The organism is Patulibacter medicamentivorans (assembly GCF_000240225.1).
GTDB lineage: Bacteria > Actinomycetota > Thermoleophilia > Solirubrobacterales > Solirubrobacteraceae > Patulibacter > Patulibacter medicamentivorans.
The window spans coordinates 1-20,883 of record NZ_AGUD01000219.1; the positions used below are offsets into that span (position 1 = coordinate 1).

General features: G+C 75.0%; 15 protein-coding genes. 4 read left to right on the forward strand and 11 right to left on the reverse strand.

Translation table 11 applies throughout. From position 1 onward, the window contains the following. Window positions 1–160: 160 nt before the first annotated feature. Window positions 161–1,345 (reverse strand): helix-turn-helix transcriptional regulator, encoded by a 1,185-nt coding sequence (locus PAI11_RS14180; protein ID WP_050897252.1) that lies wholly within the window; start codon window positions 1,343–1,345, stop codon window positions 161–163. 170 nt (window positions 1,346–1,515) lie between these two features. On the opposite strand from PAI11_RS14180, the gene PAI11_RS14185 reads away from it, so the two are divergent. Both PAI11_RS14185 and PAI11_RS14190 read left to right on the forward strand, forming a co-directional pair. After that, window positions 1,516–2,892, forward strand: a complete 1,377-nt coding sequence (locus PAI11_RS14185) for an FAD-binding oxidoreductase (RefSeq protein WP_007575971.1) — start codon at window positions 1,516–1,518, stop codon at window positions 2,890–2,892. A gap of 117 nt (window positions 2,893–3,009) precedes the next feature. Continuing rightward, window positions 3,010–4,404, forward strand: a complete 1,395-nt coding sequence (locus PAI11_RS14190; protein WP_007575972.1) for an NAD-dependent epimerase/dehydratase family protein — start codon at window positions 3,010–3,012, stop codon at window positions 4,402–4,404. Window positions 4,405–4,459: 55 nt separating this feature from the next. Here the strand turns inward: PAI11_RS14190 and PAI11_RS14195 are convergent, their stop codons facing one another. The 6 genes from PAI11_RS14195 to PAI11_RS14220 form a co-directional block, all read right to left on the reverse strand. After that, a complete protein-coding gene (locus PAI11_RS14195) occupies window positions 4,460–6,166 on the reverse strand; it encodes a hypothetical protein (RefSeq protein ID WP_007575974.1) in 1,707 nt (568 codons plus the stop codon). Window positions 6,167–6,339: 173 nt separating this feature from the next. Further along, complete coding sequence (locus PAI11_RS14200; protein ID WP_007575976.1) at window positions 6,340–7,407, reverse strand: lysylphosphatidylglycerol synthase transmembrane domain-containing protein; 1,068 nt, start codon at window positions 7,405–7,407, stop codon at window positions 6,340–6,342. A 126-nt stretch (window positions 7,408–7,533) separates the two neighbouring features. Beyond that, window positions 7,534–9,453: a dihydrolipoyl dehydrogenase gene (gene lpdA, locus PAI11_RS14205; RefSeq protein WP_007575977.1), complete on the reverse strand. Its 1,920-nt coding sequence runs from the start codon at window positions 9,451–9,453 to the stop codon at window positions 7,534–7,536. After that, the gene (locus tag PAI11_RS14210) at window positions 9,450–10,844 is read right to left on the reverse strand and encodes a dihydrolipoyllysine-residue acetyltransferase (RefSeq protein WP_007575979.1); all 1,395 of its coding nucleotides are present in this window, start codon (window positions 10,842–10,844) and stop codon (window positions 9,450–9,452) included. The genes lpdA and PAI11_RS14210 overlap by 4 nt, the downstream gene beginning before the upstream one ends. After that, window positions 10,832–13,489, reverse strand: a complete 2,658-nt coding sequence (gene aceE, locus PAI11_RS14215; RefSeq protein WP_007575981.1) for a pyruvate dehydrogenase (acetyl-transferring), homodimeric type — start codon at window positions 13,487–13,489, stop codon at window positions 10,832–10,834. The genes PAI11_RS14210 and aceE overlap by 13 nt, the downstream gene beginning before the upstream one ends. A gap of 120 nt (window positions 13,490–13,609) precedes the next feature. Continuing rightward, window positions 13,610–14,485 carry a helix-turn-helix domain-containing protein gene (locus tag PAI11_RS14220; protein ID WP_138974321.1) on the reverse strand — a complete coding sequence of 292 codons (876 nt, stop codon included), beginning with the start codon at window positions 14,483–14,485 and terminating at the stop codon, window positions 13,610–13,612. A 10-nt stretch (window positions 14,486–14,495) separates the two neighbouring features. Between PAI11_RS14220 and PAI11_RS24485 the strand changes: the two genes are divergently transcribed. Continuing rightward, a complete protein-coding gene (locus PAI11_RS24485) occupies window positions 14,496–15,203 on the forward strand; it encodes an antibiotic biosynthesis monooxygenase (protein WP_007575985.1) in 708 nt (235 codons plus the stop codon). Between the two features lie 6 nt (window positions 15,204–15,209). Here the strand turns inward: PAI11_RS24485 and PAI11_RS14235 are convergent, their stop codons facing one another. Next, a complete protein-coding gene (locus PAI11_RS14235; protein ID WP_007575986.1) occupies window positions 15,210–16,004 on the reverse strand; it encodes an alpha/beta fold hydrolase in 795 nt (264 codons plus the stop codon). Window positions 16,005–16,172: 168 nt separating this feature from the next. On the opposite strand from PAI11_RS14235, the gene PAI11_RS14240 reads away from it, so the two are divergent. Beyond that, window positions 16,173–18,002, forward strand: coding sequence for an AMP-binding protein (locus tag PAI11_RS14240; protein WP_007575988.1), 1,830 nt, complete (start codon window positions 16,173–16,175; stop codon window positions 18,000–18,002). Window positions 18,003–18,011: 9 nt separating this feature from the next. Here the strand turns inward: PAI11_RS14240 and PAI11_RS14245 are convergent, their stop codons facing one another. From PAI11_RS14245 to PAI11_RS14255, 3 genes are all read right to left on the reverse strand, one after another. Continuing rightward, a complete protein-coding gene (locus PAI11_RS14245) occupies window positions 18,012–19,562 on the reverse strand; it encodes a sensor histidine kinase (protein WP_007575990.1) in 1,551 nt (516 codons plus the stop codon). A gap of 3 nt (window positions 19,563–19,565) precedes the next feature. Beyond that, entirely contained in the window at window positions 19,566–20,288 is a 723-nt protein-coding gene (locus PAI11_RS14250; RefSeq protein ID WP_007575992.1) for a response regulator transcription factor, read from the reverse strand. 117 nt (window positions 20,289–20,405) lie between these two features. Then, a partial coding sequence (locus PAI11_RS14255; RefSeq protein ID WP_211656598.1) for a mannosyltransferase YkcB-related protein occupies window positions 20,406–20,883 on the reverse strand: 478 nt, incomplete at its 5' end.

The window sequence follows — 20,883 nt, forward strand, 5'->3', positions numbered from 1 at the left end:
GCTCGCCGGGCCGCGGGTGCGGACCGGGCGGGTGGTCCGCGTCGACGCTCGCGTCACCCTCGGCGACGGCCGCGCCCGCAGCGTCGGGCGCAGCGTGCGGACCTGCGGCTGAACCGGCGGCGGGTGCTCGCCGGCCGGTCGGGCTCGCGCGTCCCGGGCCTCAGACGTGCTCGGGGATCCGCTCGCAGGCGCGGTCGATCGCCCGCGGCGCCAGCGCCGACTCGCGCTCCAGCCGCGCGCTGACCCGGGCGCCCCCGTCCTCGACGCAGCGGTCGAGCGACGAGTGGTAGTGCTCGGCGAACAGCTGCGAGACCAGCTCCCCGCGCGAGGAGACCCCGACCTTCTCGAAGACCGCCTTCAGGTGGTCGCGGACGGTGTGCGGGGAGAGGAACAGCTCGGCGCCGATCTCGTCGGTCTTCAGGCCGCGCGCGACCAGCCGCGTGACGTCGACCTCGCGCGCGGTCAGGCCGTAGGCCTCGACGATCACCGGGGCGACCTGCGACGCCTTGGCCGGCTCGATCACCATCGCCACCTGCCCGCCGTCGCCGAGCGGCGAGGCGTGCGCGATCAGCCACATCCCCGAGCGGGTCCGCAGCCGCGCCCGCCGCGACGCCGCCGGCTGCCGGCGGTCGGCCGCGGTCAGGCTCAGCGCGAAGACCTCGATCGGCACCGGCAGCCCCGAGGCTCCGCCGCACCAGTCGCCCTCGCGCAGCTCCGCCAGCCAGGCCTCGGCCTCGGCGGTGCAGGACACGATCGTCCCGCGCTCGTCGAGGATCAGGATCCCCGGTCCGCGGCCGGCGTCGGGCGCGGCCGGCTCGTTGACCATCGCGGTGCGCAGGCCGCGGCCGATCAGCGGCGCCACCCGCGCCAGCGCGTCGCGATGCTCGGACGTGAACGGCCGTGCCCCGCTGTGGCGGTTCAGCTGCAGCACGCCCCAGGTCCGGCCGCCCGCGTGGAAGGCGACGCGGATCTCGGCGTCGAGGTCGGAGATCGCGTGGAACGCCCGCCAGCGGGCGCTGCGCTGGACCCGGCCGCCGGTCGCCTCGTGGAGGTCCGCGGCCGGCCGCTCCGGCGTCAGGTCGGAGAACTTGTTGTAGTCCGGGACGAAGAACTCGTGGTCCCAGAAGGGCGCGCAGATGCTCGACGCCATCCCGTCGACCACGCCGGCGCCCATGCAGAGCCCGGTCTCGGGGTCGGTCGCGCCGGCGAAGAACGCCTCGGCCCCGACGCCCGGGACGATCCGGGCGACGACCTCCTCCAGCAGCTCCTGCGCGCCGAGGCCGCTGTCGCAGACCCGTTCGATGGCAGCGAGCGCACCCGTGCCCAGTACCGGTGATCGACCCATGCGACCACCGTAGGGCGTCGCGGCGCCGACGTACACCCCAAGATCGAGGGGGGCGACCCCCAAGAGTTGGCGCGGCGATGCCCACCCCCACGTTCGAGGGGCCGGCCGGGGGATCGATCACCCCGGGCCGAGGGATGGGAGCGGGCCCGCGGCTGCCGCACCCTGTCGGCATGAGCCCGACCTCCTTCCCCAGTCCCGCCACCGCGGCCCAGCTTCCCGCGATCGTCCTACCCGACGACCAGGCCTACGACACCGCCCGCCGCGCCTGGAACCTGGCCGTCGACCAGCGCCCGGCCGCCGTCTGCGTCGCGACCTCGGTCGCCGAGGTCCAGTCGGCGGTCCGCTACGCCCGCGCCAACGGCCTGCGGATCGCGCCGCAGGCCACCGGGCACCTGGCGGCCGCGATCGGATCGCTCGACCGGACGCTGCTGCTGAAGACGGCGCTCCACGACGGCGACGTCGAGGTCGACCCGCTGGCCCGCCGCGTGCGGGTCCAGGCCGGCGCCCGCTGGGGCGAGGTCGCCGAGGCCTGCGCCCCGCACGGGCTGGCCGCGATGCACGGGTCCTCGCCGACGGTCGGCGTGATCGGCTACCTGCTCGGCGGCGGGCTGAGCTTCTACGGCCGCGAGCACGGCCTGGCCGTCAACCACGTGACCGCGTTCGAGGTCGTGACCGCCGACGGGCGCGCGCGCCGGGTCGACGCGGCGTCGGACCCGGACCTCTTCTGGGCGCTGCGCGGGGGCGGCGGCGGCTTCGCGATCGTGACCGCCGTCGAGCTCGCCCTGCTGCCGATCGCCGAGGTCTTCGGCGGCGCGCTGTTCTTCCCGATCGACGCCGCCCCGGCGGTCGTCCGCGCCTGGCACGCCTGGACCCGCGAGGCGCCCCGCGGCGTCACCACGACGCTGCGGATCCTCTGCCTGCCGCCGGTCGACGAGGTCCCGCCGCCGCTGCGCGCGACCCCGGTGGTCTGCGTCGACGGCGTGGCGCTGGAGGAGGCCGACGGCCGCGAGCTGGTCGAGCGCCTGCTGGCGGTCGCCGCGCCGCTGCTCGGGGGCTGGGAGCGGATGCCGTCGATCGCCGTCCTGCGGCTGCACGGGGACCCCGAGCCGCCGACGCCCGGCGTCGCCGACGCGATCCTGCTGGGGGAGCTCGACGAGGCCGCGATCGAGGCGTTCCTGGCCGCCGCCGGCGCCGGGTCGGGCTCGCCGCTGTTGGTCGCCGAGCTGCGCCAGCTGGGCGGCGCGCTGGCCGAGGCGCCGCCGACCAGCGGCGTCCGCGGGGCGCTCGAGGGCCGCTTCCTGCTGTTCGGCGTCGGCGTCCCGACCGATCCCGAGCGCGCGCAGGCGATCGCCGATCACCTGCGCGGCATGCAGCGGGCGCTCTCCCCGTGGGCGACCGGCACCCGCTTCTCCAGCTTCGCCGAGCACCCGGGCACCGGCCTGGCGGAGTGCGTCCCCGGAGCCGCCCTGGCCCGCCTCGAGCGGATCCGCGCGACGGTCGACCCGGACGCGCTGCTGGTCGGCGCGCACGCGCTGCCCCAGCGCTGAGCCGCCAGGCTCGGCCGCGGCCGATCGGGTCCCGATCGGCCGCGGCTTCACGCGATTCGCGCGCAACGTGAACGCGATCGTCACGGAGGCACCCGAAACAGGCCCTAGGCTCTGCCCATGCGCGCCGTCGATGCACCATCGACCGTCCTCGTCACCGGAGGGGCCGGGTTCATCGGATCGCACGTCGTCGACCGGCTCGCCGCCGCCGGGCACCGACCGCGGATCCTCGACGCCCGCCCGTCCCCCTGGCACGACCGGGACGCGGTCGAGACGGCGATCGGCGACGTGCGGCGCGTCGACGACGTGCTCGCCGCCGCCGAGGGCTGCGCCGCGATCTGCCACCTGGCCGCGGCGGCCGACGTCAACGACGTCCTCGAGCGCCCGCACTGGGCGACGGAGCTCAACAGCATCGGCACCCTCAGCGTGCTCGAGGCGGCCCGCCGGCTGTCGACCCCGCGGGTGGTCTACGCCTCGACGGTCTGGGTCTACTCGGACGTCGACGCCGACGAGGTCGACGAGCTGGCGCCGCTCCCGCCACCGGCGCACCTCTACACGGCCGGCAAGCTCTCCGGGGAGCTCTACTGCCGCTCCTACGCCGAGCTCTACGGCGTCGAGTCGACCGTCGTCCGGTTCGGCATCCCCTACGGCCCGCGGGCGCGGCCGGCCGCGGTGATCCCCAGTTTCGTCGGCCGCGCGCGCCGCGGCGAGCCGCTGACGATCGCCGGCAGCGGCGAGCAGGAGCGGTCGTTCGTCTACGTCGAGGACCTGGCCGAGGGCGTCGTGCGGGCGCTGGCGCCGCAGGCCGCCGGGCGCACCTACAACCTCGGCAGCGACGAGACGACGACGATCCGGGGCCTCGCCGAGGTCGTGCGCGACGTCGTCGCACCGGTCGAGATCGTCCACACCGAGGGCCGCGCCGGCGACCTGCGGGGGACGACGATCCGCAACCAGCGCGCCGCCGACGAGCTCGGCTGGCGCGCCAGCACCCCGCTGCGCGAGGGCGTGCGTCGCTACGCCGCCTGGGTCGAGGAGCAGGAGCGGGCCGAGGTCGCCGCCGGCCCGGCGAGCGCGCCGGTCCGGGCCGCGGCCGGCGACCGCGGCCCGTCGCTGCCGCGGCGGATCGCCGGGCGGCTGGCCGCGATCGCCGGCGATCCGCTGACGCTCGGGCTGGCGTCGCTGCTCGCGATCGTCTCGGCGCTGCTGCCCGCCGTCACCGCCAGCCACAGCCGCGCCGACGCCGTCGGGGTGATGACGCTGGCCCTGGTGCTGCTGCTGCCGCTGTGGGCCGTCTCGGTCGGCTCCTGGCCCGAGAGCCTGCGGCGGACGCAGGCGGTGCTCGCCGGCGGCTTCGGGGCGCTCGGGGTCCTGCTGTCGACCTCGCTCTCGCCCGAGCAGCTGGCCGACGTCGGACGCACGCGGGCGATCACGATCACCCTGCTCCTGCTGCTGCTCGCGAGCGTGGCGCGCGCGGCCCGCTCGCGCGGCGCCCGCGGCATCGGGGAGCGGGCCTAGGCCCGGCGGGCTCGCCGGGGGCCGTGGGGCCGGGCGCGGCCCCGCGGAGACCGCGTCAGCCCGCGGCCAGCCGCATCGCGACCTCGCGGCTGCGGCGGACCGGGAGCGACCAGCGCAGGCGCTTCAGCTCGGCGTGCGACGACGAGGACGCAGCCAGCCGTTGCAGCGGTGCGACGGTCGCCCCCCGCGGCACGGTGATCCGCCCGGTCGCCCAGCGAGCGCCGTCCGACAGCGCGTGGGCGCTGCCCGGGACGTCGACCGCCCCGGTCAGGCGCCAGCCGCGCCGGGCGGCGACCGTCACCGTGACGCCGCCCCCGCTCGGCCGGATCGCGACGTCGAGCAGCGGGCGCGAGCTGCCGCAGCGCCAGCGGCCGCGCAGGACCAGGCGCTGGTCGACGACGCGGACCGCGGTCACCGAGGGCTCGCAGGTGGCGCCGTGGACGACCGGCACCGGGATCGCCGGCAGCGACTCGCCGGTCGGCGGCGGCGCCGGCAGCACGCTACGCCAGCGGCCGCCGGCGTCGCGGACCTGCAGGACGCTGAGCCCCATCCGGTAGCGCGGGTCGTGGCGGAAGCGGCGCAGGCCCGCGGTCCGGGTCGCGACCCCGATCCAGACCCGGCCACGGCGCATCGCCACGACGCCGCTGCCGAGGCGGTCGATCAGGACCCCGTCGCGGCGCGCCGACGCCGCCTGGCCGGAGCGCGGCACGATGATCCGGTCCAGCAGGTCGGCGGCCTCCTCCAGCATCAGCAGCGTCAGCCCGTTGTAGACCGCCAGGCCGGCGTAGGCGTCGATCCCGCCGTAGGACAGCTGCTGCCGGATCGCCGGGACGACCGCGATCACGCCGCTGCCGGGGACGCGGCCGTGGCTGGTGCGCAGCCGCTGCCAGGTCTGCGCCAGCACCCCGCCGGCGCGGCTCGACGAGAGGAACCCGGAGTAGAGCTCGCCGGCCGAGGCGCGGATCGCCGCGGCGAGCGCGAACGACTCGTCGAACGAGCGGCCGTACCAGGCGACCTGGCCGTCGGGCGCGGTCATCGCCCCCAGCAGCTCGGCCATCTCGTCGATCAGGGTCCAGTTGCGGGCCGGGAACAGGTCCGGGTCGTCCTCGCGCACGTGCTGCAGCTGAACGAGCGAGAAGACGTGGTAGGCGAGCGGCTCGTCGCCCGGGTCCGAGAGCACCTGGACCGGGCCGTTGGTCCAGTTCGAGGTGCCCGCGGCCGGGGCCGAGTGCCGCATCCGCTCGCCGAGCACCTCGCGGGCCTCGGCCTTGACCTCGGCCCCGCGGGCGATCAGCGATCCGGGCTTGCCGGGCAGGCCCAGCTGCAGCAGCGCCAGCTTCGCCTGGGCGTCGATCAGGGTCCAGTTGCTGAGGCACGGCGCCGGCGGCACGCAGCGCCCGGCGGTGCCCGTCAAGCCGCCGAGGAAGGCGCTCAGCTGGCGGCGCGCCACCAGCCAGTCGGCGTCGCCGGCCAGGTGCCGGTCGGCCCACCCGAAGGCCTCCGTCAGCGCCCAGAGCGTGAACGGGTTGGTGACCGTGGTGTTGGCCGGGAACAGCAGCGCCCGCAGGCCGGCGAGCTTCGCCTGGCGATCACCGGTGCGATCGAAGCGGCGCAGCATCGCGTAGCCGAGCATCTCGTTGCCGTAGGCGGCGGTCCGTGGCTGCGGCGCCGGGTCGGCGATCTCGCCACCGGGGCCGACCAGCGGGACCCAGGCGGCGGCGATCTCGTCGCTGTAGGCCCGGAGGTCGGCGGCCGAGGGCACCGGCAGCGCGCTCGCCGCCGGGGCCGCGAGGAGCCCCAGTCCGAGCGCGAGCAGCGCGGCCGTCCAGCGTGATCGCCTATGTGCGCCGCGCCCGCTCGGACGGCGTGATCGACTCTCCCTCACCCGCGGGGGATCTTGCCATGCGGCGACCGTGCCGGGCGCCGCGGCGCCGGTCAGGCGCCGTCGGCGCAGAGATCCGGTCGCTCGGGGCGGTTCATCCCCCGTCGCAGCGACACGAACGCGGCGCCGCCGATGATCAGCGGCAGCCAGAAGAGGATCAGCCGGTAGGCGAGCACCGCGCCGACGGTCAGCGCCAGCGGCGCGCCGAACGCGACCATCGCCCCGATCAGCCCGCCGTCCATCCCGCCGATGCCGCCCGGCAGCGGCAGCGCGCCGCCCAGCTGCCCGATCAGGTAGCCGAGCAGGATCACCGGGATCGCGGGCGCGTCGCCGATCGCCGAGAAGGTCGCCCAGAGGACGGCGTTGTCGAAGGCCCAGTACCCGACCGCCCCGCCGAGCAGCAGCAGGTCGCCGCCGCGGATCAGGGCCAGCGCGTCGCCGGTCCCGTCGATCGTCGCCCGGCGGCCGGCCGAGAGCATCCGCCGCGATCGCGACGCCGACGGCCCCGGCGTCGGGCCCGGGCCGATCCGCGGCAGGGCGACGACCAGCGCCAGCACCAGCGCGGCCCCGACGGCGGGCAGCCAGGTCAGCCACGGCGACTGGTGCGGCCCCCAGAGGCCGAGCCCGACGATCACCCCGATCACGACGACCGCCACGAAGTTGACGCCGCTCTTGATCACGAAGAAGGCGACGGTCCGCGACGCGATCCGGTCCGCCGGCATCCCGGCCCGGCTCAGCACCCACGCGCCGAGGGCCAGGCCGCCGGCGCCGCTGGCCGGGAGGATCGACCCGACGGCCAGCTCCGACATCCCGATGTCCCAGCTGCTGCGCCACGACATCCGGCGGCAGAAGACGGGGCGGAACATGACCACGTAGGAGACGCAGGACAGCGCCTCGAGCGCGACCGCGACCAGCAGCCAGCCGACCGCCGCGCCGCCGAGCTCGTCGCGGACCTCGTCGAGCCCGGGAGCGAGCGCGGCGACCAGCACCAGCAGCCCGACGATCGCGATCGCCTGCAGGCCGCGGCGGACCAGCCGGCGGACGCCGAACTCCGACGGCAGGGCCAACTCGCCGCTGGCGCTCGGCGGCGGGACGACCCGGGATGAATCGACGGCGCTCACGCCCGATCGAGGGTAGCGCGGGGCCGTTCGCGCCCCGCGGGGACGGGGCGTTTCGCGGATCGGGAGCGGCGCGGGCCGTGACGTTCCGGTCGCGGGCCGACCGGAACGTCACATCTGGCGGTGGCGTCAGGCCGGCTTGCGCCTGCGCTTCTGCGGCAGGTCCGTGATCGTGCCCTCCGCGATCTCGGCGGCGAAGGCGACGGTCTCCGACAGCGTCGGATGGGCGTGGACGGTCAGGCCGATGTCCCCCGCCTCGGCGCCCATCTCGAGCGCGAACGTCGGCTCGGCGATCAGCTCGCCGGCGTTGGCCCCGACGATCCCCGCGCCCAGCACGCGCCGCGACCCGGGGTCGAGCAGCAGCTTGGTCGTGCCGGTCGCCGCGCCGGTCGTCAGGGCCCGCCCCGACGCCGACCAGGGGAAGCTCGCGGCCTCGTACTCGATGCCCTCGGCCTTGGCCCTGGTCTCCGTCAGGCCGACCCAGGCGACCTCGGGCTCGGTGTAGGCGACCGACGGGATCCCGCGGACGTCGAAGGCGACGTCGTGGCCCGCGATCACCTCGGCGGCGACCTTCGCCTCGTGGCTGGCCTTGTGGGCCAGCATCGGCTGCCCGACGACGTCACCGATCGCGAACACGTGCGGGACGTTGGTCCGCAGCTGCTCGTCGACCGGGACGAAGCCGCGGTCGTCGACGGTGACGCCGATCTGCTCGAGCCCCAGGCCCTTGCCGTTCGGGGTCCGGCCGACCGCGACCAGGACGCGGTCGAAGACGGCCGCCTCCGCCACGTCGTCCTCCTCGAAGCCGCGGAACCTGGCCTCGAGCCCGTCGTCGACGACCGACACCGACTCGACCTTGGTCTTCAGGTGGATCGCCTCGTAGCGGGCGGCGATCCGCTTCTGGAGCGGCTTGACCAGGTCGGGGTCGGCACCCGGGATCAGCTGGTCGGCCATCTCGATCACGGTCACCCTCGAGCCGAGCGCGTCGTAGACGGTCGCCATCTCCAGCCCGATGATCCCGCCGCCGATCACCAGCAGCCGCTCGGGGACGTCCTCCAGCAGCAGCGCGCCGGTCGAGTCGATCACGCGGTGGTCGTCGTGCGGGATCCCCGGCAGCTCGATCGGCCGCGAGCCGGCCGCCACGATCACGTTGTCGAAGGTGACGTCGGTGCCGCCGACGTCGAGCGCGTGCGGCTCGGTGAAGCGGGCCTCGCCGGTGACGATCCGGACCTTGCGCTGCTTGGCCATCTGCGCCAGGCCGCCGGTCAGCCGGCCGACGACGCCGTCCTTCCAGGCGCGCAGCTCGTCGATGTCGACCTCGGGCGCGCCGAAGCGGATCCCGTGCTCGCTCGCCGCCGCCGCGTCGGTGATCACCTTGGCGGCGTGCAGCAGCGCCTTCGACGGGATGCAGCCGACGTTCAGGCAGACCCCGCCGAGGGTCTCGTCGCGGTGCACCAGCACCACGTCGAGGCCCAGGTCGGCGGCGCGGAAGGCCGCCGTGTAGCCGCCGACGCCGGCGCCCAGGACGACCAGGTCGGCGTGGACCTCGCCCTGACGCGGGGCCTTCGACGGCTGCGGGCGATCGGCAGCCGACGACGTGGCGGGCCCGCCCGCCGATCGCGCGCTCGCCGCGGCGTCACCGCCGAGGCCGCGATCGTCCGTCCCGGAGCCATCCGATCGCCGGTTCGCTCCAGCGTCGCCGTCGAGACCGCGATCGTCGGTCCCCGCCGCGTCCGCCCGCCCGCCCCCGCCGGCCGCGGACGTCGCGCCCTCGGAGCCCGATCCGCCGGTCGCGCCATCGCCGTCGGCCTCGCTGGCCTCGAGCGTCAGCAGCACGCTGCCCTCGGAGACCTTGTCGCCGACCGCGACCCGCAGCTCGGCGATCCTGCCGGCTTGCGGCGCGGGGACCTCCATCGTCGCCTTGTCGGACTCCAGGACGACCAGCGGGTCCTCCTTGGCGACCTCGTCGCCGGCCGCGACGAGCAGCTCGATGACGGGGACGTCCTCGAAGTCGCCGATGTCGGGGACGGTGACGTCGACGGTGCTGCTCACAGGACGATCCTCCGGTAGTCGGCGAGGACGCGGGACAGGTGGGCGCAGAAGCGGGCGGCCTCGGCGCCGTCGATCACGCGGTGGTCGTAGGACAGCGACAGCGGCAGGATCAGCCGCGGGACGAACTCGCTGCCGTTCCAGACCGGCTTGATCGCCGAGCGGGTCGCGCCGAGGATCGCCACCTCGGGCGCATTGACGATCGGGGTGAACGAGGTCCCGCCGATCCCGCCGAGGCTCGAGATCGAGAACGTCCCGCCGGACATCTCGGCCGGCATCAGCTTGCCGGCCCGCGCCTTGCCCGAGAGCTCGGTCAGGTCGGCCGCGATCTCGAGGATCCCCTTCTTGTCGACGTCGCGGATGACCGGCACCAGCAGGCCGTTGGGGGTGTCGGCCGCGAAGCCGATGTGGTGGTACTTCTTGTAGATCAGGTCGTCGCCGTCGAGCGACGTGTTGACCTTCGGGAACGCCTTCAGCGTCGCCGATGCCGCCTTCATCAGCAGCGCGACCATCGTCACCTTGACGTCGGACTGCTCGCCGTTGGTCTGCTTGCGGAACGCCTCCAGCTCGGTGATGTCGGCGTCCTCGTTGTGCGTGACGTGCGGGATCCGCACCCAGTTGCGCGCGAGGACGGGACCGGAGATCTTCTGGATCCGCGACAGCGGCACCCGCTCGATCTCGCCGAACTTCTCGAACTTGACCTTCGGCCAGGGGGCGAGCCCCAGGCCGCCGCCCTCGTCGCCGGCCGCTGCCGCCGACGGGGGCGTCGCAGCGGCCGCGCCGGGGGCGGGGCCGCGCTCGACGTCCTCCTTGGTGATCCGGCCGTTGCGGCCGGTGCCGGCGATCGTCGCCAGGTCGATCCCGCGCTCGCGGGCCAGGCGCCGGACCGTCGGGCTGGCGTAGATCGCACCGCCGTCGGGGCCGTCCGATCGGCCGCTCGCCGCGTCGTCCGCGACGAGTTCGCGATCCGACGTCCCATCGCCGCCCGTTCGCTCGCTCGCGCCCCCGTCGGCGTCGAGACGACGATCGTCGGCCCCCGGCTCGCCGCCGGACGCCCGCGCGTCGTCACCGGAACCGCCGGCCGTCGTGCCGGCGCCGCCATCGGGCGCCTGGACGTCCGCGCCCGGCGCTCCGCCGCCGCTCGACGGCTCCCCGCCGCCCTCGATGACGGCGATCACGGTCCCCTCGGAGACCGCGTCCCCGACGGCGACCTTCAGCTCCCTGACGGTGCCGGCGACCGGCGACGGGACCTCCATCGTCGCCTTGTCGGACTCCAGGACGACCAGCGGGTCCTCCTGCGCCACGGCGTCGCCGACGGCGACCAGCAGCTCGATGACGGGAACGTCCTCGAAGTCGCCGATGTCGGGGACGGGTACCTCGGTCAGCGCTGCCACGGTGCCTCCACGTCGGCGTCGATCTCGTACTGCTCGATGGCCTTCTGGGCGTCCTCCGCCCGGCCCAGGGCGTGCAGGGCCGACACCACCACGTGGTGGCGGTCGACCTCGAAGAAGCGGCGCAGCGCCCGGCGGTAGTCGCTGCGGCCGAAGCCGTCGGTGCCGAGCACGTGGTACTCGCCGGGGACCCACGGGCGGATCTGGTCGGCGACCGCCCGCACGTAGTCGGTGGCCGCGACGACCGGCGTCGCTCCCGCCCCGCCGTCGCCGCCGAGCGTGGCGGTCACGTAGGGGACCTCGGGCGCCGCCGTCGGGTGCAGCCGGTTGCGGCGCTCGACCGCCCGGCCGTCGCGCCCCAGCTCGCTGAACGAGGTGACGCTGAAGACGTCGGCGGCGACGCCCCACTGCTCGGCCAGCAGCTCGGCCGCGGCCAGCACCTCGCGCAGGATCGTGCCCGAGCCCAGCAGCCGCACGGCCGCGTCCCCGTCCGCCGCGCGGACCCGGTGGATCCCCTTCAGGATCCCCTCCTCCGCGCCCTCCGGCAGCGCCGGCTGCGGGTAGTTCTCGTTCATGACGGTCAGGTAGTAGAAGACGTCCTCCTGCTCGGCGTACATCCGCCGCAGCCCGTCGTGGACGATCACGGCCAGCTCGTAGCCGTAGGCCGGGTCGTAGGCGACGCAGTTGGGGATCAGCGCGGCCTGCAGGTGGCTGTGCCCGTCCTCGTGCTGGAGCCCCTCGCCGTTGAGCGTCGTCCGCCCGGCGGTGCCGCCGACGAGGAACCCGCGGGCGCGGCTGTCGCCGGCCGCCCAGGCCAGGTCGCCGATCCGCTGGAACCCGAACATCGAGTAGTAGACGTAGAACGGGATCATCGGCACGCCGTGGTTCGAGTACGACGTGGCGGCGGCGATGAACGAGGACATCGCCCCCGGCTCGTTGATGCCCTCCTGGAGGATCTGCCCCTGGCGATCCTCGCGGTAGAACATCAGCTGCTGGGAGTCCTCCGGCTGGTACAGCTGCCCGACCTGGGAGTAGATCCCGAGCTGGCGGAACATCCCCTCCATGCCGAAGGTCCGCGACTCGTCGGGCACGATCGGGACGATGTGCTTCTTCAGGTCGCGATCGCGCAGCAGCGCCGACAGCAGCCGCACGAAGACCATCGTCGTCGAGACCTCGCGGTCGGCGCTGCCCTCGAGCACCGCCTTGAAGACGCCGAGGTCCGGGACCTCGAGCGGCTCGGCCGTCTCGCGCCGGGCCGGGAGGCTGCCGCCGAGCGCCTGGCGCCGCTCGCGCAGGAAGGCGATCTCCGGGCTGTCGTCGGGCGGCTTGTGGAACGAGACGTCGTGGACCTCCTCGTCGCTCAGCTCCAGCCCGAACCGCTCGCGGAAGGTCAGCAGGACCTTCTCGGTCATCTTCTTCTGCTGATGGGTGATGTTCTGGCCCTCGCCCGAGGCCCCCATCCCGTAGCCCTTGATGGTCTTGGCGAGGATCACCGTCGGCTGGCCCTTGTGGGCGCGCGCGGCGGCGTAGGCCGCGTAGACCTTGGCCGGGTCGTGGCCGCCGCGGTTGAGCGCCCAGACCTCGTCGTCGGACCAGTCCTCGACCATCTTGGCCGTCTCGGGGTGCTTGCCGAAGAAGTGCTCGCGGACGTAGGCGCCGTCGCGGGACTTCAGCGTCTGGTACTCGCCGTCGACGACCTCCTCCATCAGCCGCACCAGGTGGCCGTCGCGGTCGGCGGCCAGCAGCGGGTCCCAGCGCGAGCCCCAGACGACCTTGATCACGTTCCAGCCGGCGCCGCGGAACTCGGCCTCGAGCTCCTGGATGATCTTGCCGTTGCCGCGGACCGGTCCGTCGAGCCGCTGGAGGTTGCAGTTGATGACGAAGGTCAGGTTGTCGAGCTTCTCGCGACCGGCCATCCCGATCGCGCCCATCGACTCCGGCTCGTCCATCTCGCCGTCGCCGCAGAAGACCCAGACGTCGCGGTCCTTGGTGTCGCTGATGCCGCGGCCCTCGAGGTACTTCATGAACCGCGCCTGGTAGATCGCCATCAGCGGGCCGAGGCCCATCGAGACGGTCGGGAACTGCCAGAAGTCCGGCATCAGCCACGGATGCGGGTACGACGACAGCCCCTTCACGCCGGCCGTCGACTCCTGCCGGAAGTGGCGCAGCTGCTGCTCGTCGATCCGGCCCTCGAGGAAGGCGCGGGCGTAGATCCCGGGCGAGCTGTGGCCCTGGATGTAGACCAGGTCGCCCCCGTGCTGCTCGCTCGGGGCGCGCCAGAAGTGGTTGAAGCCGACCTCGTAGAGCGTCGCCGCCGACTGGAAGCTGGCGATGTGGCCGCCGAGCTCGGACGACTCCTTGTTCGCCTGCAGGACCGTGGCCAGGGCGTTCCAGCGGACCAGCGAGCGGACCCGCCGCTCGAGCGCCTGGTCGGTGTCGGGCGCCGCCTGCCGCTCCGGCGGGATCGTGTTGACGTAGGGCGTGGTGCCGTGGAGCGACGCCGTCACCCCGCGGCGGCGGGCGCGTGCGACGAGCTGCTCCAGCAGCTCCTCGGCACGGTCCTGCCCGTCGTGGTCGAGGACGGCGTCGAGCGCCTCCAGCCACTCCTGGGTCTCGGCGGGATCGGGGTCGGGCGGGGCGTCGGGCATCGGTCCTGCGATCCGGTTCGAAGGGGCCTCCGACGCAGCATCGCACGGCGCCCGCGTCGGGGTTGCCACACTAGTATGCAAGCCCCACCGGGGCAAGGGGACGGACGGGTGGTTGATGCCTCAGGCCGGCGGCGGCGTACCCCGCAGGTAGGCCGCGGGCGTCACGCCGACCGCCTCCCGGAACTCGCGGTTGAGGTGCGCCTGGTCGGCGTAGCCGAGGTCGTGGGCGAGCCGCGCCAGCGACGGCGGATCGGCGTCGGCCAGCCGCTCGGCCGCCTCGTGGACCCGGTAGCGGCGCAGCACCCACTTCGGGCCGACGCCGATCAGCTCGCGGAACAGCCGCTGCAGGGTCCGCTGCGAGACGCCGTGGTCGCGGGCCAGCGCGCTGACGCGGGTCGACGAGGCGCGCCGGAGCATGTCCGCCGCGACCGCCCGCACCAGCTCGTAGGCCCGGTCGCGCTCCGGCATCCGCGGCGCCAGGAAGGCCTCGATCGCCGCGATCGGCAGCGTCGGATCGTCGGTCCCGGCGGCCAGCAGCTGGCGCTCGAGGACCTCGCCGTCGCGGCCGAGGACCTCGGCCAACCGGTGCGGCCGGGCATTGAGGTCGATCATCGGGACCTCGCTCAGGGCCGCGAACGCACCCGGCCGGAACTTGGCCCCGACCGCCGCGCCGCGCCCCCGCAGGCGCCGGACGTCGCGGACCGCCGCGATCCCGTAGACGCCGACGATGCCGTCGTGGACCACCAGGTTGACGCACGGATGCGGGAGCGTCTGCTGGACGTGGTCGGGCCGGCCGCGCAGGTCCCAGCGGGTGATCCAGTAGCGCTCGACCCGCCCGGCGACGGCGACGCCGGGCGCCCGCCGCTCGAGCGTGAAGCGACGCGCGGCCTCGCCCGGAGCCAGGATCCCGCGGGTGCTGGTGGTCGCGTCGACGTCTCCCTCCGCGCCACCCGCGTTGGCGGATTTCTCCAAGATCGTGGCACCCGGACGGGTCATCGTGCCCAGCATGACGACCGTCTCCCGCCACGTGCAGTTCACCGCCCGCCCCGGATCCGGCGAGGAGCTGGCCCGGCTGCTGCTGGAGGTCGCCGACCAGCTGCGCGGGACCGCCGGCTGCGACCAGTACGTGATCAGCCGCGGCAGCGAGGATCCGGACGTGATCTGCGTCGACGAGCGGTGGAGCTCGGCCGGGGACCTCGAGCGCGCCAGCGCCGGACTGCAGGACGACCCCCAGGTGGCGGCGGTGCTGGCGCTGCTCGACCCCGGCCGGCCCGTGGCCCGGATCGACGGCGTCCCGCTCGGCGGCGTCGGCGACCTGCCGCCGGCGCGCGACGGCATCACCCACCTCAACCTGCTCGACCTGCCCGACAAGGCCGCCGGGTTCGGCCTCGGCCACGTCGGCGAGGCGCGCTTCGTGACCGCCGACCTGGGGCTGGAGCGGACCGGCGTGTCGCTCCACCACGTCCGGCCCGGCGCGCGGCAGGCGTTCGGCCACCGCCACGGCGAGGCCGAGGAGCTCTACGTCGTCCTCTCCGGCGGCGGTCGCGCGCGCGTCGACGACGAGTTCGTGGACCTGGCGCCCCACGACGCGCTGCGCGTCGGCCCGCGGACCGTGCGGGCGTTCGAGGCCGGCCCGGAGGGTCTGGAGCTGCTCGCGGTCGGGCCCCGCCGGCCCGGCGACGGCGAGATGCTCCACGGCTGGTGGAACGACTGAGGCCCGTCAGGCCTCGCGCAGGAAGCGCAGCACCAGCGCGTTGAACTCGGCCGCCCGCTCCAGGTTGAGCCCGTGGGCCGCGCCCTCGACGATCGTCAGCTGGGCGTTCGGGACCAGCATCGCGAGCTCGCGGCTCATCCAGACCGGCACCATCACGTCCTGCTCGGCGCCGATCACGTGGACCGGCATCGTCAGCTCCCGCAGCCGCTCCCGGACCTCGTGGCGGTTGGCTGCCCGCGCCTGGCGCCAGAAGCCCTCCGGCCGCTGCGGATGCGGGTTGGCCAGCAGCCGCTCGGCGGCGGCCGAGCGCTGCGCATCGTCCTCGTACGCGGCCGCCGACAGGCTCAGCATCAGCAGCTGGTCGACGACCTCCTCCGGCGTCATCTGCGGCACCGCACGCCAGAGCGCGCGCCCGCGGGCCCGCCACCAGCGTCCGCCACCGGCCCAGCTGACCGCCACCGTCAGGGTCCGGACCCGCGCCGGGGCGGCCAACGCGACGTGCTGCGCGATCGCCCCGCCGAGCGACGCGCCCAGCAGGTGGAAGCGCTCGATCCCCAGGTGGTCGGCGAGCGCCAGCACGTCCGCGGCCAGGTCCTCGACCTCGTAGGGCTGCTCGACGTAGCCCGAGCGGCCGACGTCGCGGTTGTCGAGCACGACGGTCCGGTGGCGGGCGGCGAAGGCCGGCAGGTTGGCCTCCCACTCGCGCAGGTCGGCCCCCAGCCCGTGGACGCAGATCAGCGGCGTCCCCTCGCCGTGGACCTCGTGGTGCAGCTCGACGCCGTTGCAGATGGCCGTGGGCATCGGCCGAGTATCGCCGCCGGCGGTGCGCAGCGCACCGCGACGACCGATCATTCGTGGCGCGTTGCCGCTTGCCAGGCGCCGCTCGCGATGGGAGGCTCGCGCCCGACGGGCACGACGTGCCCCCGGCGCCCGAGCGCGCCGGGTCACCGACCGGGAGAACCGACGGCCATGGCCACGCAGACCAGCAGCACCCGCGACACCGCGTCCGACGACCCGCTCGCCGTCGCGAGCCTCTGCGCCGCGTTCCAGCGCACGGCCGCGATCGATCCCGAGGCGATCGCGCTGCGGACGCCGGGCGGAGAGGTCGAGATCCGCTGGCGCGACTACGCCGAGCGCGTGCGCCGGATCGCCGCGGGCCTGGCCGCGCTCGGCGTGCGCCGCGGCGACACCATCGGCCTGATGCTGGTCAACCGCCCCGAGTTCCACCTCTGCGACACCGCGGCGATCCACCTCGGCGCGGCGCCGTTCTCGGTCTACAACACCTCGGCCCCCGAGCAGATCGTGCACCTGTTCGGCAACGCCGGCAACCGGGTGGTGCTCTGCGAGCGGCAGTTCCTCGACCGGGTCCTGGCCGCGCGGCCAGCGACCGCCGTCGAACACGTGATCCTCGTCGACGGCGACGACCCGGACGCGATCTCGCTGGAGCAGCTGGAGGCGCTCGGCGAGCCGTCCTTCGACTTCGATGCCACCTGGCGGGCGGTCTCCGGCGATGACCTCCTGACCCTGATCTACACCTCCGGCACGACCGGCCCGCCGAAGGGCGTCGAGCTGACCCACGACAACCTGCTGGCCGAGCTGCGCGCGGCCGCCGCGGTGCTGCCGCTGGAGTTCGGCGACCGGGCGCCGTCCTACCTGCCCTCGGCCCACATCGCCGACCGCTGGCTGTCGCACTACAGCGCGATGGCGTTCGGGGTCCAGATCACCTGCGTCCCCGACCCGCGCGCGGTCGCCGGCGCCCTGGCCGACGTCCGCCCGACGATCTGGGGCGCCGTGCCGCGGGTCTGGGAGAAGATCAAGGCCGCGCTCGACGCCAAGCTCGACCGCGAGCCGGACCCCGAGCGGCAGCGGGCGATGCGGTGGGCGATCGACGTCGGCCTGCGGCGGGTGCGCGCCGAGCAGGCCCTGATCGCCGGCGACGGCCCCGGTCCCGACGCGGCGCTGCTGGCCGAGCACGCCAAGGCCGAGCAGCTGGTGCTGGGACCGCTGCGGGCGGCGATCGGGCTCGACCAGGTCCGCTGGTCGGTCTCCGGCGCGGCGCCGATCCCGCCCGACGTGCTCGAGTACTTCGGCGCGCTCGGACTGCCGATCTGCGAGCTGTGGGGGATGTCGGAGCTCTCCTGCTGCGCGGCGATCAACCCGCCCGACCGGATCAAGATCGGGACCGTCGGCCCGGCCGTGCCCGGGCTCGAGCTGCGGCTGGCCGACGACGGCGAGGTGCTCGTTCGCGGGACGACCGTGATGCGCGGCTACCGCGGCGAGCCGGCCAAGACCGCCGAGACGATGGCCGACGGCGGCTGGCTGCGGACCGGCGACATCGGGACCCTCGACGAGGAGGGCTACCTGCGGCTGGTCGACCGCAAGAAGGAGCTGATGATCAACGCGGCCGGCAAGAACATGTCGCCCGCGAACATCGAGCTGGTCCTGAAGGCCGCCGGCCCGCTGATCGGCCAGGCGATCGCGATCGGCGACGCGCGACCGTACAACGTCGCGCTGCTGGTTCTCGATCCCGACGCCGCCGCGGCCCACGCCGCCGTCCGCGGGCTCGACGACGCCAGCGCCGCGACCCTCAGCGACGACCCGGTGGTCGTCGCCGCGGTCGCCGCGGAGGTCGCCCGGGCCAACGAGCGGCTGTCGCGCGTCGAGCAGATCAAGCGCTTTCGGATCCTGCCCGTCGACTGGGAGCCGGGCGGCGACGAGCTGACCCCGACCTCGAAGCTCAAGCGCAAGCCGATCGCCGCCAAGTACGCGGCCGAGATCGAGGGGCTCTACGCCGAGTAGCCCGGCGGCCTACGCCGGCGGGGCGGGCGGCGCGCCCTTCGCCAGCGGCAGCCGGACCACGAACGAGGCCCCGCCGCCGTCGGCGTCGCGGGCCTCGACCTCGCCGTCGTGGGCGTCCACGATCGCCGCCACGATCGCGAGCCCGAGCCCGGCGCCGCTCGGCCCGCGGGTGCGGCCCGCCTCCTTGCGCCAGAAGCGGCCGAACAGCTCCTCGGGATCGACGTCGGGCAGGCCGGGGCCGTGGTCGCGGACCTCGATCTCGACCCAGCGGCCCCGGCGCCGCGAGGAGATCTCGACCGGGGTCCCGGCCGGGGTGTGGACGAGCGCGTTGCGGACCAGGTTGGCCAGCACCTGCCGCAGCTGGTCGCCGTCGCCGTGGACGATCGCCTGGCCGTCGACGTCGGCCGCGATCTCGCGATCGGGGGCGGCGGCGTGGGCGTCGTGGGCGGCGTCCTCGGCCAGCTGCGAGACGTCGACATCGGCCGTCGCCTTCTCGCGCGTCTCGTCGAGGCGGGCCAGCACCAGCAGCTCCTCGACCAGCGTCCCCATCCGGGCGGCCTCGTCCTCGATCCGGCCCATCGCCCGCTCGACGTCGGCCTGCTCGCGGAGCGCGCCGACGCGGTGCAGCTCGGCGTAGCCGCGGATCGACGAGAGCGGCGTCCGCAGCTCGTGCGAGGCGTCGGAGAGGAACTGCCGCAGCCGGCCCTCGCTCGCCTCGCGCTCGGCGAACGCCCGCTCGAGGCGTCCCAGCATCCCGTTGAGCGCCAGGCCGAGCCTGCCGACCTCGGTCCCCGGGGCGGCGACGTCGACGCGGCGGTCGAGGTCGCCGGCGGCGATCGCGCCGGCGATGTCGGTCATCCGCTCGAGCGGTCGCAGGCCGACCCGGACGACGATCCAGGCCAGGCCGGTCAGCAGGGCGAGGGTCGCGGCCAGCACCAGGCCCTCGACGAGCAGCAGCTGGCTGAGCGAGTCATCGACCTCGCTCAGCGGCAGCGCGACGACGTCGAGCGCGTCGCGGCGCGGGTTGACCGCCGTCCGCACCCGGTAGCGGACGTCGTCGGTCCCGACCGCCTCGACGGTCAGCAGCTGCTCCGGCCGCAGGTCGGACGGCAGCCGCGGCGGCGGCAGCCGCTTGCCGAGATAGCTCAGGGGCTGGCGATACGACGCCCAGGTCCCGTCGGCGCGGCGCTGGCCGACGTAGGCCCCGGGCGGCAGCGCGCTGCCCGGACCGGGCACGACGGCCGCCTCGCTGCCGTCCTCCGACGGCTCCTTCGACGACGACCGGTCGTCGTCGTCCTCGCCGACGGCGTGCCCGACGGCCGGCAGCACGGTGCGGGTCTGGTCGTCGAGGCGATCGTTGAGGAACGAGCGCTGGGTCGCGTAGGTGACGACCGCCAGCACGACCATCGCGACCGCGGTCAGGACGAACAGCGTGGCCACCAGCCGCCCGCGCAGCGACCAGCCGCGCGGGTCGATCCGCCGGCGCGGCGCGGCGGTGGTGGCCGCGGCGGGCCCCGCCCCCTCGGCGGCCGCTGGCGGCGTGGTCGGTCGCAGGGGCACGGCTCAGCGCCTCGGCGCGCGCAGCGCGTAGCCGACGCCGCGGGCGGTGTGGATCAGCGACGGCCGCGGCTGGCCGTCGTCGCCGACGACCTCGAGCTTCCTGCGCAGGTAGCTGACGTAGGTCTCCAGCACGCGCGCGTCGCCGCCGAAGTCGTAGTCCCAGACGTGGTCGAGGATCTGGGCCCGGGTCAGGACCCGGCGCGGGTTGCGCAGGAAGTAGCGCAGCAGCCGGTACTCGGTGGCGGTCAGCTCGATCGGGACGCCGGCGCGGGTCACCTCGCGGGTGTCCTCGTCCAGCTCCAGGTCCTCGAACCGCAGCACCGGCGACTCGTCCAGCGCCTGGCCGGTCCGCCGCAGGACGACGCGGATCCGGGCGACCAGCTCCTCGAGGCTGAACGGCTTGGTGACGTAGTCGTCGCCGCCGCTGGTGAGGCCGCGCAGCTTGTCCTCGGTCGCGTCGCGGGCGGTCAGGAAGATGATCGGCACGTGGCTGCGCTGCGCCCCGAGCCGCTCGGCGACGTCGAACCCGGTGATGTCGGGCAGCATCACGTCGAGGACCATGATCTGGGGTCGGAACGCCTCGACCTGGGCCAGCGCCTCCTCCCCCGTCGCCGCCGTGGCGACCTCGAAGCCCTGGAACTTCAGGGCCATCGAGAGCACGTCGACGATGTTCGGCTCGTCGTCCACGACCAGGACGCGGTGCGCCGGAGCGGCTTCGGTGGCCATGCGCCCAGTATCGCCGCCATTCCTGTGAGGAACCTGGGAGCCGCCTGGGCGACCGGCGCCGGCGACGGACCGCGACGTTCCGGTCGACCGGCGACCGGAGCGTCGCGTCGCCCACCGCTACCCCGCGGCGCGCAGGGCGCTCGCGAGGCCCTGCAGGTCGTAGAGCCCGTCGACGCTCGGGACCGCCTTGCCGACCTCCTGGACGATCGCCATCACGTCGCTGGCGCCGACCCGACCGTCGCGCATCCCGCCGCCGTCGCTGGTGGCGATCACCCAGCGAACCTTGCCGCTCGCGACCGCGTCGGCCAGCCAGCCGACGCTGACCTGGCTCTCGCGGCCGGAGAAGCCGCCGAGCGCGACCACCGGGCTGCTCGAGCCCGAGGCCAGGATCTGCGACGCGGCGCCGCTCTGGCTCGCGACGGCGACCGTGCCGCCGCCGTGGGCCCTGGCGTAGGCGACGGCCTGGCTCAGCGACTGGGTGTCGCCGCCGAACATGCCGCCCCCGCCCGGCCCGCCCGTGCCCGGCGGCATCCCGCCCGCTCGGCCCGGCATCCCGCCCGGGCCGCCCGGGCCGATCCGGCCGCCAGGCCCGCCG